General features: G+C 40.6%; 12 protein-coding genes. All 12 read left to right on the top strand.

The genetic code is table 11. The features are described from left to right. Nucleotides 1-5: 5 nt before the first annotated feature. A complete protein-coding gene (locus BD749_RS15000) occupies nucleotides 6-686 on the top strand; it encodes a CatB-related O-acetyltransferase (protein WP_218972557.1) in 681 nt (226 codons plus the stop codon). Between the two features lie 31 nt (nucleotides 687-717). Continuing rightward, nucleotides 718-1,527, top strand: coding sequence for a glycosyltransferase family 2 protein (locus BD749_RS14995; RefSeq protein WP_101445849.1), 810 nt, complete (start codon nucleotides 718-720; stop codon nucleotides 1,525-1,527). Further along, entirely contained in the window at nucleotides 1,524-2,393 is an 870-nt protein-coding gene (locus BD749_RS14990; protein WP_101445848.1) for a glycosyltransferase family 2 protein, read from the top strand. Before BD749_RS14995 ends, BD749_RS14990 begins: the two co-directional genes overlap by 4 nt. Then, entirely contained in the window at nucleotides 2,386-4,047 is a 1,662-nt protein-coding gene (locus tag BD749_RS14985) for a hypothetical protein (protein WP_101445847.1), read from the top strand. Before BD749_RS14990 ends, BD749_RS14985 begins: the two co-directional genes overlap by 8 nt. Nucleotide 4,048: 1 nt before the next feature. Beyond that, entirely contained in the window at nucleotides 4,049-5,170 is a 1,122-nt protein-coding gene (locus BD749_RS14980; RefSeq protein WP_101445845.1) for a glycosyltransferase, read from the top strand. Then, on the top strand, nucleotides 5,167-6,288 hold the full coding sequence (locus BD749_RS14975; RefSeq protein WP_101445843.1) for a glycosyltransferase family 4 protein: 1,122 nt from the start codon (nucleotides 5,167-5,169) through the stop codon (nucleotides 6,286-6,288). Before BD749_RS14980 ends, BD749_RS14975 begins: the two co-directional genes overlap by 4 nt. Beyond that, nucleotides 6,278-7,465, top strand: coding sequence for a glycosyltransferase (locus BD749_RS14970; protein ID WP_245869263.1), 1,188 nt, complete (start codon nucleotides 6,278-6,280; stop codon nucleotides 7,463-7,465). The genes BD749_RS14975 and BD749_RS14970 overlap by 11 nt, the downstream gene beginning before the upstream one ends. A 199-nt stretch (nucleotides 7,466-7,664) precedes the next feature. Next, the gene (locus BD749_RS14965) at nucleotides 7,665-8,624 is read left to right on the top strand and encodes a GNAT family N-acetyltransferase (protein WP_101445840.1); all 960 of its coding nucleotides are present in this window, start codon (nucleotides 7,665-7,667) and stop codon (nucleotides 8,622-8,624) included. 6 nt (nucleotides 8,625-8,630) lie between these two features. After that, nucleotides 8,631-9,851 carry a hypothetical protein gene (locus tag BD749_RS14960; protein WP_101445838.1) on the top strand — a complete coding sequence of 407 codons (1,221 nt, stop codon included), beginning with the start codon at nucleotides 8,631-8,633 and terminating at the stop codon, nucleotides 9,849-9,851. A gap of 89 nt (nucleotides 9,852-9,940) precedes the next feature. Continuing rightward, nucleotides 9,941-10,939, top strand: coding sequence for a polysaccharide deacetylase family protein (locus BD749_RS14955; protein ID WP_101445835.1), 999 nt, complete (start codon nucleotides 9,941-9,943; stop codon nucleotides 10,937-10,939). A gap of 119 nt (nucleotides 10,940-11,058) precedes the next feature. Beyond that, on the top strand, nucleotides 11,059-12,228 hold the full coding sequence (locus tag BD749_RS14950; protein ID WP_101445833.1) for a glycosyltransferase family 4 protein: 1,170 nt from the start codon (nucleotides 11,059-11,061) through the stop codon (nucleotides 12,226-12,228). Further along, entirely contained in the window at nucleotides 12,215-12,838 is a 624-nt protein-coding gene (locus BD749_RS14945) for a sugar transferase (protein WP_101445831.1), read from the top strand. The genes BD749_RS14950 and BD749_RS14945 overlap by 14 nt, the downstream gene beginning before the upstream one ends. Nucleotides 12,839-13,035 lie beyond the last annotated feature (197 nt).

The following is a 13,035-nucleotide window of genomic DNA, read 5'->3' as shown; positions in this document are numbered from 1 at the left end:
GAATTATGTTAACATCATTGAAATCAAAACTTAAAAGAATTGTATCTAATTATATGGGATCTTTAAACTCTAGATTATTATCAGAGGATATCCATATAAAGAAAGCATCTATTAAAGGTAATGTAAATTTAGAATTTGGCGTTAAAATTGTTGGAGGTGTTAAAATTAGTGGTAATGTTTCTATAGGTAAGCTATCTGTGATTAATGGCCCTAACACTGATATCTACAGTAAAATTAATAGTGTCCAAATAGGGCGGTTTTGTTCTATAGCTCGAAATGTTTCTATTCAAGAGTATCATCATAAAATGGATAGAATTTCAACTTATTTTATGAGTAAAAATATATTTAATAATAGTATTGAATCTGATATAGTATCCAAAGGTGACATTATAATAGGTAATGACGTCTGGATAGGAACACACTGTGTTATACTATCTGGTGCACATATTAGTAATGGAGTTATTGTAGCGGCAAATTCTGTTGTTTCGGGATATATACCCCCTTATGCAATTGTTGCTGGGTCACCAGCAAAAGTTATCAAATATAGGTTTGATACAGCTATTATACAAAAGATTAACGATCTGGCTTGGTGGGATTGGGATGTTGAAAAAATACAACAGAATGAAGAATTGTTTTTAAGTACGTTAACTGAAGATATATTAAATAAATATTTACTCAGATATTAATCATTTCTTCTCTCGATAATTCTAATCAAATATGGGAAAATATGACATTGACCAATTCCGTGTATCAGTAATAATCCCAGTTTATAATGCTGCTAAATTTGTTACAAAATCAGTTGAATCAGCAGTTCATTTAAAAGAAGTTGGAGAGATATTATTGATTGAAGATAATTCTCCGGACAATGCGCTTGAAATCTGCCTACAGTTACAAAAAATGTATGACAAAGTTAGACTCTTTCGACATCCTAATGGTGAAAATAGAGGTGCAGGAGCTAGTAGAAATCTAGGTATATCATATGCGCAGTACGATTATATAGCTTTCCTTGATGCTGACGACTGGTATCTGCCCAATAGATTTGATTATGCCCGTTCAGTATATAGTCTAGATAAATTCGACGTACTAATGGAAAAGTCAATCACTGATAGTTCCAAATATATTTATCAACTAAAAGATGAGAGTACATTTTCAGCACTATTAAGGATGGGCCGGGGAACGATAGCAACGAATGCAATTACTATCAAACGCTCTATTTTGAAACCACCATTCTTGTTCAACGAGGATTTAAGATTAAACCAGGATACCGACTTATGGTTGAAACTGAGCTTATATTGTAATGTAATAACAAACTTCAATTCTGACCCAGTAAGTGTTGTAAGAATTCATGCCAACAACAGAATTACTAAATCGAAATTTGAGGATAAATACAAATTTAGACATAACCTACTAAGACTATACGTCTTCAATAGACATGTAAGTTTTAGCAATCAATTATATATCATTAAGAGGTTTACTGTAATTGCATTAGCTATTAACAAATATCGTATAACTAAGCTGTTCGCATGATTTATTATACTGTAGTCATACCTACCTTTAATAGACTTTCGTTGCTCAAAGAGGCCATAGCAAGTGTATTAAATCAATCTTACTCATATTTTGAAATTATAGTAGTTGATGATTGTTCATCTGATGAAACGCAAGCCTATTTCGAAAAATTAAAAGATAGCAGAATCAAATATTTAAGGAACAAGGAAAATTCTGGAGCTGCATATTCTCGAAATACTGGGATACTAGAAGCGAAGGGTGACTTTATTGTTTTTTTAGATAGTGATAATCAGCTATACCCCAATTTTATAGAAGTATTTAATCGTAATATTTTAGAAAATTCAGAAGCTAGTATCTTTTGGTGTGGTGTTCAACATAAGTGGGTTAAAGAAGGAGAAGTTATAAGAGAGCGACATCAATTGTGGCAGCCTGATGTAACAGATCTCAAGTTCTATTTGAAGACAATTAGGACTAGTACAGGGAGAGGATTAGTTGTTAGAAAAAGTACTTGTATTCAAGCAGGATTGTTTGATCCCAATTTACGAACCTCTGAAGATACTGAATTCTTATTAAGAGTATTCCAAATTGCAAAATTTCATGTAGTGCCTGATGTCTTATATCTCTCGATTATTCATGAAGGGTATAGACTTACATTGGATTACAGCAATCAAGCAAAGTCTTATAACTATATTATTTCTAAGCATAAAGGGTTTATTAACGATAATATCTGGTATTTAGCACGTTTGCTAAGAAAGGCTAGTTATTATAATATGCTGTCTGGCAATTTGTCGATGGCAAAGACAATAATTAGTAATGCAATAAAGGCTAATCCTCTGGACTTTAGAAACTATTATTACTTATTTAAATATCTGCTTAAAAATGGCTAAAATATTCAATTTATATTATTCCAGTAAGTCAGATAAAAGTAACGTAAGGTCTCTTATATCTAAAATACAAGATTGGTTCGAAGAAAATTACAAAGATTTTGAAATCTCTATTTTCAATTTCGACAACCAATTCAGAGTAGTTATTGGTAAGCATCATAGCTTATATTTAAATGAGAGTGAAGGCTTATTAGGTTTTGCTGATTCCTATAGAATTGAGGATCCAAAGCATTATCCTGATGGGAACTACTTTTTGTTTAGAAAGACAAATGAGTATTTTGAAATAGCCTCTGATCAGGGAAATTCAAGAGGTATTTGGTATTACAGCAATAATGATTTTTTTATTTTTTCGTCATTGCAAGAACCAATTATCAAATTGATTGGTGGTTTCGATTTCAACTCGCAGGTTGTGCCTTGGATGCTCAGTTCTGGTACTTTAGGACCTGGTAATTCATGGGATAAAAGACTAAATTTGCTCAGCCGTAACGAATCAGTTAAATACTTTTATGGTAGCGGTAATGTAAAAGTTGATAATATACTGGAAGTACCAACTCAAAACCGTGCTTTCAAAAAAAAAGAAGTATTCAGACTACTGCCTGAAAAGTTAAAGAGTAGTTTTAAGAATATCAACTTAAATGCTGGAAATACCACCCATTTGTTATCTGGTGGTATTGAGAGCCGTTTATTACTACTATTCTTTGCTAAAGAGAAAGCATTACCATGTTTGACGTGGACTGATCCAAGCTCGTTATCTCAACCTTTAAGTGATGTAAGTATTGCTAAGGATATAAGCAAAAAACTTAACCTTGCCCATTCAATACTTGAAATCAATTTTGATTCAGGAAACCAAGAATTTATTCTAAAAGAATTTTTAAGACATGGTGAGGGGCGCATAGACCACATTTCAGGCTATATTGATGGGTTCAGTATTTGGAGAGAGATTTATAACAAAGACATTGAAGTAATCATCAGGGGTGATCATAACTTTGGAAGATACAAAGCATATGGTTTCGAACAGATGCGCCAAACATTGGGTTTTGAACTTGTCTCTGATTATAGAAATTTATCAACCTTAAGTCTACAAAACAATATTAAAGAATCATTTACGAAGAGAGAAAATGAAACATTAGAAGAATACTCTTTTCGACTAGGTCTTGATTTTAGACACACTTATGTAAATGCTGCATTAAATGATTTGAAACTTTCATTTACTGAGATTTATAATCCCCTTCTTAATAATTCAATCATTCTATTCTCACAAACTATCCCACCAAGTTTTTTAGAGGGTAAGAATATGAGTAAGTCGTTGAATGATTCGATATTGCCGGGTATACCTTATGCTAAATACGCATCTACTTTCTCTATCAATGACATTACGCTATCATTATTAAATGAGTATCTTAAAACTGAACTGAGTAAAATTGATTCGAGAGTATGGAGTTTAATGGGTATACCTCAAGATTTAGTAAAATCTACTTTATACTTTTTAGAAAACTCAACAGGAAAAACTAAATCAAATAGTATTATAAAGAGTTTAATACCTAAAAAAATTAAAAAACTCTTAGCATCTAAAGGTAAAAAATCGCTTAGTTATGGGAAAATTGCTTTAAGACTATACATACTTTCTGCAATGTATACTAAGCTTAGTAAACATTAAAATGAGAAGAAAAAAAATATTATTTGTTATTGATACACTTAATATAGGGGGGGCGGAGAAAAGTATTCTGGAGATGGCTCCGTATTTTACTCATATAACTCCTATTGTGGTTCACTTGTATAAAGGTGATATTCTAAAGAAAGACTATGAAGCGCAAGGTATAAAAGTTATCTCTTTGAATATTACAGGGGGGTACAGTTTTAGAAGTGCCATAAAAAAATTAAGAAAAGTAATTAAAGATGAGCAACCGGATTTAATACATTCTTCGCTACTTAGATCAAGCCTCGTATCACGATGGGTTTCGCATTGGGACAAAATTCCACATATTGGCTCCTTCGTAAATGATTCTTATGTAGCCAATCGTTATGCATCTCTTACAAGAATGGCAAAATATAAATTGTCATTATTCGAAAGCATAGACAGGTTGACAGCCCATTGGTGTGATAAGTATATTGCTATTACTCAAACTATAAAAATATCAAATCAAAATTATCTTAATATTCCTGCAGATAAAGTTGATGTGATACCCAGAGGGAGAGAACTTGATAAGTTTGTTAATTTGCCTAATAAGACTGATAATGATGTTTTTACATTTATAAATGTAGCTAGATTAATAAACCGTAAAGGGCAAGCTGATCTTATAGAAGCATTCTATAGACTAAACCAGAAGCATTCAAATGTTCGGTTATTATTTGCAGGTGATGGCCCATCAAAAGAAGCTTATAATGCCTTAATTAACTCCTATCAACTTCAAAATAAGGTTAAATTGCTTGGAAGTCGAAGTGATATACCTGAGTTACTTTCAAAGTCGGACTGTTTTGTAATGCCGTCACATTTTGAAGGGTTGGGTGGTTCTATAATTGAGGCTATGCTTGCAGCTAAGCCGATCATAGCTTCCGATATCAGTGTTTTATCTGAAAATATCCAACATAATAAGAACGGACTCTTATTTAAGCTTGGTTCTGTTGATGATTTAGTTAGCAAGATGGAATATATGATTTTGAATCGAGAGAAAGCAAAAATCATGGGTCAGGTTGGTCGTCAATATGCAATTGAAAAATTTGATTTATCTAAAATTGCAAGGCAATATGAAGCAATCTATTTAAAAGTTTTGGCTGAATGAAGATTATTCAATTAGTTACAAAACGACAATATCGAGGTGCAGAGGTGTTTGCAGCTAACCTAAGCAAAGAGTTACTAAAAGAAAATATTGATATTATTTTTGCTGGCCTTTATAGCCCACCTGACAAGGCATTACGTGTAGATGGAGCCCAAAACATAGACCTGAATGGGTCGAAAGCAAAATTGGTTTCCTGGGCATTGCTTCAAAACTTGCTAAAGCTGATTAAAACTGAAAAGCCTGATATAATTCAGGCAAACGGATCAGATACGCTTAAGTATGCTGCGCTCGTAAAGCTTTTCTTTCCCCAGATTCCGGTAACCTATCGTAATATCAGTATCATCAGTACCTGGATAGGAGGCAATAAACTCAAGCTTGCTTTTTATAAAAGGCTTTTCTCTCCTATAGACCATATTACATGTGTTGGTCATGTTGCCCGGGAAGATATTATTTCAACCATTGGTTTTTCTGCCGAGGACGTTTCCGTTATAAACAGGGGAATACCTATTCAGCAAATCGATAAAGCGTCAGCTAGGCAACGTGTACGTTCATCTTATGGACTCGCAGCGCAAGATCAGATAATTGTGCATGTTGGTAACTTCTCTCCTGAAAAAAATCATGCTTTCCTGATAGATGTCATGGAGAAATTGCGGGCGGCAAATCCATCATTGAAGCTACTTCTCTTAGGGGAAGGTCTTTTGGAAGATGAGATAAAGGCGAAAGTTCGCGATAGGAGGTTAAGCGATACGATTTTCTTCGGAGGCTTTAACAGCAGTGTGCAGGATGTAATTGCGGGTTGTGATCTATTTGCCTTATGCAGCTTGATTGAGGGAGTGCCCGGGGTTATCCTGGAAGCCGCAGCCCAGAAAGTTCCGGCTATTGCTGTAAATGTAGGTGGCGTAAGTGAAGTCGTACGAGATGGTGTAACGGGTGTACTGGTGCAAGACCACGATAGTGATACCTTTGCTGAAAACATTCTTAGCCTGCTACGTGACAAATCCAGAATGGAAAAACTTTCAAACGCGGGATTTGAGATGGTGAAGGAGGAATATGATCCTAAAACCAATGTTCACAAATTCATTAACTTATATAAATCACTGCTGAACAAGCATGGTAAATAAACTGAGAGTACTTCACCTGATCAAATCTTTGGGTAGGGGCGGAGCCGAAATGCTTTTGCCAGAAACGCTTAAAGTACACGATCGGGAACATTTCGATTTCCACTTCGCATACTTCCTCCCCTGGAAAGACCAGATGGTGCCAGCCATTGAAGCGCTAGGCGCAACCGCTATTTGCTTTAAGGCGAAAAACAATCTACAGATGTTTCAGCGGGTAAGGGAGATCAGTCGTTATGTGCGAGAAAATCAGATTGATGTTATTCATAGTCACTTACCCTGGGCTGGCCTAATTGCCAGGTTGGTAGGGAAGAAAACCGGGGTACCTGTTGTGTACACGGAGCATAACAAGTGGGAACGCTACAACAAGATCACCTACTGGCTGAATAAGCTTAGCTTCGGCTGGCAACAGGCAGCGGTGGCGGTTTCAGATGATGTGCAACAGTCCATCCGGAAGAATGCAGGAATTGATTTTAGCCAACTAGATGTAGCTGCCCTGGCACGTCCTACCATGCCTCAAACGAAAACCCAATTGCCTTACCTGCTCAATATACTCAATGGTGTGAATACCGTACATTTTGTACGGGACGAACAGGCTGGGTTACAGATACGGCAGGAACTCGGTATACCTGCAAATGCACCAGTAATTGGCACCGTATCGGTTTTTCGCTTCCAAAAGCGCCTGGACCTTTGGATGGAGATAGCAGCAGCGATACTTCAGAAAATGCCTGAGGCACATTTTATCCTAGTAGGCGATGGACCATTAAAAGAGGAGCTACTCGCGAAACGAAAAGCACTAGGCATAGAAGAGCACCTGCACATGCCCGGCCTGAAAACAGACGTAAATCCTTACTTCAGCGCGATGGATATCTACATGATGTCCTCCATCTTCGAAGGCCTGCCTATCGCCTTGCTGGAAGCCATGAGTTGCGGCTGTGCGATCATCAGTACCACTGCTGGCGGTGTGGCCGAGGTGGTGGAGCAGGATAAAAGTGGCCTGCTCTGCGATGTGGATGATTACACCAAACTAGTCGACCACGGCATCCAATTATTCCAAAACCCAGACCAACGCCAGGCCCTCGCCACAGGCGCCCGCTCCCGCGTAGAAGCCGACTTCAGCATAAATAAAATGGCAAAGCAATTGGAAGCGTTATATTTGTATTTGAAAGAGGAGAGAGGTTAATCGGGTCCAACCACCCCTAACCCCTCCTTTTCTAAGGCGGGGAATCTGTTTCTGCCTCAGTTGAGTAATAGTTTTATAGTACCTGCTAATCAATTTTTTCTGTCTGCAGGAGCTATTAGCAATAGCGTTGGAGCAGCAAGGAAAATTCCCCTCCTTAGAAAAGAAGGGGCTAGGGGTGGTTCGATAACACATACAAACCATGCAAATAAGGAAAGCAACAGAATCAGATATACCAGCGATCGTAGAACTATTAAAGTCCTCATTGGGAGAGGGCTTGATCCAAAAGTCAGAGCGCCTGTGGATTTGGAAGCACGTAGAGAACCCGCATGGCGCTTCGCCAGTGCTGGTAGCGGAGGCAGATGGAAAGTTAGTAGGTGTGCGGGCTTTTCTGCGCTGGCAGTGGCAATATAAAGGCCAAGTGCTTCAAGCCATTCGTGCTGTAGACACCGCAACACATCCGGATTATCAGGGGAAGGGCATTTTCAAAAAGCTTACTTTACAAGGCTTGGACGATGCTAAAGAGGCAGGCATTCAGCTGGTATACAACACACCTAACGAAAGCAGCAAACCTGGCTACCTGAAAATGGGTTGGGTGGAAATGGGCAGAATGGCAATAAAGCTTAAAGTAAACCCATTTGCCTACAAGCAGTCAACAGATGCTGATGCACCTCCTCAAGATTGGGGGAAATTGGAGACTATATTGCCACAACTCAACAATCCGGTAGAAGCTGAACAGGTACAAACGGTTTTGAGTCCCGCCTATATCCGCTGGCGCTACCAGGACAATCCGCTATTCAATTATTGTTTTCTCTCTGATTACCGCTCGTACGCGCTTTTCTATAGAATAAAGGCACATAGCTTTGGACAAGAGATGCGGGTAGTTGATTTATTAATAGATAAAAAAGCGTTTGATAAGACTGCCAGGAAGCAACTAAGTACAGCTTTCAAGCAAATCAGCAAGGCTTGTTTTTTGACTTCCGCATCTGGAAGGCACTTTGAGCTAGTTAAAGATGTTTACCCAAGTATGGGTTTGCTTCCATTAGTATATAAAGGACCAATAGTTACGTTGCGAAATGTTACTTTGGAGGTGGCGCAATTCAATGAATTACAGCAGCAGGAGAATTGGGGCTTTGCGCTCGGAGATATGGAATTGTTTTAAGAACGCATGATAGGCGCAATCATTTTAATTTTTATACTCTACGCACTAAATCAGCCATTGCTGAAAAGTTACAAAAAGAAGTACTTTTTCTTTTCGGTATCGCTGATGAATAAGCTATACTTTTACCACATAATATTTTTTCTGGTTTATTATGTATATGCTAGTCTAAATCCATCTGATTCTAAATCATACTTTGTAAAATCGAGCAATCAAGATAAAGTATGGTTAGATTTCTTTTCGACGGGTACTCGATTTGTAGAATTTGTAGCTTATCCTTTTACGAATTCTCTAGGATTTAGCTATGAAATGGCTATGCTTTTGTTTGCATGGTTTGGCTATATTGGCTTCGTCCATTTCTACATTTTTTTTCGGGAAAATTTAAAACAAAAAGTGCAAATCTGGGGTTATGATCTGTTAGTAATTCTCCTATTTCTGCCAAATATGCATTTTTGGACAGCTTCTCTAGGAAAAGGATCACTAATATTCATGGGTTTAGGACTGTTTGCCTATGCAATGCGTTACCCGCAGAAAAGGCTATTTGCGCTTTTATTGGGTTCATTCATTGTGTATATGGTTCGCCCTCATATATTCATGTTCCTTGGTGTTGGAGCAGTAATAGGCTATTTCACAGGTAGAGAAAGGGTGCCTTTATATCAAAAGGTACTTGTCTATGTTGCATTTGCTGGGGGCATTTTTGTAATGTCAGACCAGATTTTGGCTATGGCTAATATCAATGAAGAGGATGTTTTAGGAAGTTTTGAAGATTTTTCCCAAGTTCAAGCAGGCCGTTTAGTGCGAGCCGGCTCGGGTGTAGATATAACTAGTTACCCGCTTCCGATCAAACTCTTCACTTTCTGGTTCCGGCCACTATTTGTGGATGCCCCTGGTGCGCTCGGGATTTTTGTGTCTTTTGAAAACTTGATCTATGTACTTCTCACCTTGAAGCTGGTGGATAAGGACTTTATCCCTTTCATTAAGAAGTCAACTTCTTTGGTCAAGATGAGCCTTGTAATCTTCATCTCATCTTCTATAGCTTTATCATTTGTAATGTCGAACTTGGGGATCGCTATGCGGCAGAAGAGCATGGTGATGTATTTCCTCTTCTTTGTGATTATCTCCTTCCTGGAGTACAAGAAACAAAAGAAGATTGCATTATTTCAGTTAAAGAAGAAAAAGCTAGAGGAGCAGGAGCGGCTAAGTGGATATCCTGCTCCGGCTCTATCTTAATACTATAACCCACCCCTGCCCCTCCGAGTAAGGGAATCCAACCACCCCTAACCCCTCCTTTTCTAAGGCGGGGAATTTTATTAAAAGTTATGATCAACGATTTACCTGTCTTCACCATCTCCCTTGACTTTGAGCTGTACTGGGGTATTTTTGATAAAGTGCCTTTAGCGGATCGGAAGCAGTATTTTAGGAACACACGCAATGTGATACCGGAAATGCTAGCGGTATTCGAAAAGCAGCAGGTGCAGGTAACCTGGGCTACGGTAGGGATGCTCTTTGCCAAGGACTGGAATGATTGGACGAACGCTATACCTGCGCTCCGCCCTTCGTATCATAACGATCAACTCTCTGCTTACCGTCTGAAGGAGGAGTTTGAAAGGGACGGTACTCTGAAGGATTTCTTTTTTGCACCAGGTTTGGTTGAGCAGATTCATCAGACGCCTTACCAGGAGATGGCGACCCATACCTTTGCGCATTACTACTGCCAGGAAGCAGGGCAGACGCTGGAGCAGTTTCGACAAGACCTGCAGGCAGCGCAAGGTATAGCTGCCAGACAAGGGATGAAGCTGGAGTCGCTTGTATTCCCGCGTAACCAGTTTAACGAAGCTTACCTGCGTGTTTGCCGCGAAGAGGGTATCAAAACAGTCCGCTCTAACCCAAGCGACTGGTTTTGGGAACAGACAGTAGAAGATAAACTGTCGAAGCGAATCTTTCGGACAGGCGATGCTTACCTGCCATTGGGTAAAAGAACCTCTTTTCCGCTTTCTTCGCTTAGACTAGAAGATGGGCTGCCGCTTTCTATACCTGCCAGCCGTTTCTTGCGGCCTGTCGATGGCAAAAGAGATATCCTGAACAAACTCCGGCTAAGGCGCATCCTGATTGAGATGACAGAGGCTGCCAAGCGCAAAGAATGTTATCACCTATGGTGGCATCCGCATAATTTCGGGAGTTACCCTGAGCGCAGTATGGCTGATCTGAAAGTAATTATCGATCATTACAAGAAGCTGGAGCAGCAGTATGGTATGCAGAGCCTGAGTATGCGGAGTATTTATGAGTTTGTAAACCCCACCCCAGCCATCCCCATTTAAAGAGGGCCCCTACCCCCAAAACAAGGGAGGGAAAAAATAATTTTTATAATTCCCCCACCTGTTTTTAGGAGGGGGTAGGGGGAGGTTATACCTTTGCACCCGAAAACAAATATTACTACATGCCCCCAGTACTCATTCGCATCACCACGGTACCGCTCTCACTCCAAAAGCTGATTACAGGTCAGTTGCCTTATATGCGTGCCAAAGGTTTTGAGCCATTGATGGTATCTGCAGCCGGGCCTGAGGCAGAAGCGGTCGTGAAGGAGCAGGCCACGCCCTTGATCGAGATTGGGATGACGCGAAAGATCACCCCGGTACAGGATTTGAAAGCGCTTTGGCAATTTTACAGACTTTGCAAAAAACACAAGCCTGCCATTGTACACTCCCATACACCGAAGGCCGGCATTATTGGTATGCTCGGCGCGAAAATGGCAGGCGTGCCGGTACGGCTGCACACGGTAGCTGGCTTGCCGCTAATGGAGACAAATGGTAAGACACGTCAGGTACTGGAAGCAGTAGAAAAACTCACTTATGCCTGTGCAACAAAGGTATACCCGAACTCTACTGTGTTGAAAGACTTCATCCTGAAGAGTGGCTTCTGTGGGCCGGCTAAGGTAAAGGTGATCGGCAATGGGAGTAGCAACGGAGTTGACACCGCCTTTTATAACAGGGAACAGTTGGACCCAGCTAAGCTGGAGGAACTGAAAGCCCAACTAGGCATCAAACCGGATGACTTTGTATTTGTGTTTATTGGCCGACTGGTAAAGGATAAAGGTATCCAGGAACTTGTCACTGCCTTTAAAAAACTGCAGGCGCAGTATCCTCAGGTGAAGCTGCTGTTGGTTGGTCCCTTCGAGCAGGATCTGGATCCCATTGAGGATCGTATTCTGCAGGAGATCGAGCATAATCCAGGTATCCTATCCGTCGGTTTCCAACATGACGTGCGGCCATACCTGGCAATCAGCCAGGCATTGGCCTTCCCATCTTACCGCGAGGGTTTCCCGAATGTGCCCATGCAGGCGGGCTGTCTTGACTTACCGAGCATTGTAACAGATATTAATGGCTGCAATGAGATCATCCGGCATGGGGAGAATGGCTTTATTGTGCCCCCTAAGTCTATGGAGAAACTCTACGAGGCCATGCTTACCTTTATAAGTGACAAAGAGATTTTTGGCCACATGCAGGCACAGGCGCGTCGCATGATCGTAGAGCGCTACGAGCAAACCCATTTCTGGGAGCTTTTATTACAGGAATACCAAACCCATCTGGAGCAGCATGAAGTTATATAGCCGGTTTTTCAAACGCCTAATCGATTTTGTGCTTAGTTTGACGGCCTTCATCGTGTTGCTGCCCGTTTTTCTGGTGGTGACGCTCTTGCTGGCTATGGCCAACGACGGCAAGCCCTTTTTCCTGCAACCGCGGCCGGGCAAGCATGGGCGTATCTTTCGGGTGATCAAATACAAGACGATGAATGACAAGCGGGACGCCCAGGGAGAGTTGTTGCCTGACGCTGACCGCCTAACACCCATTGGTTCATTTGTTCGCAAGACCTCGCTCGATGAAATACCCCAGTTGCTGAATGTGATCAAAGGAGAAATGTCACTGATCGGTCCGCGCCCCTTGCTGGTGGAATACCTGCCCCTGTACAATGAAGTACAGCACCGCCGCCACGAAGTACGTCCCGGTATCACTGGTTGGGCACAGGTAAACGGCCGCAACGCTATTAGCTGGGAAGAGAAATTCCGCTACGATGTGTGGTATGTGGATAATGTTTCTTTTGTCTTAGATCTGAAGATTATCTTCATGACCATCGGAAAAGTGTTTAAGTCGGAGGGCATTAGTGCGGAGGGCGTAGCGACGATGGAGCGGTTTAGGGGAAGTAACTACGTGAAAGAATAACCCACCCCTGCCCCTCTGAGGAGGGTATCGTGCACGATTGTCATCCCCCTGCCCCCTTCAAAGGCAGGGCCGTTAAGTTCTACCAAATTCTCCCCTTGAGGGGAGTGCAGAGGGGTGTTTGCAACTGCGGACGAATCCCAAACAAGACAATGAATGGCATTATAGCACCGAATTTACACCCCTATAATCCCCTCAAG

Origin of the sequence: Pontibacter ramchanderi, from assembly GCF_002846395.1 — a bacterium.
GTDB lineage: Bacteria > Bacteroidota > Bacteroidia > Cytophagales > Hymenobacteraceae > Pontibacter > Pontibacter ramchanderi.
The sequence above is the reverse complement of the archived record's forward strand: the minus strand, read 5'-3'. Positions and strand labels throughout refer to the sequence as shown.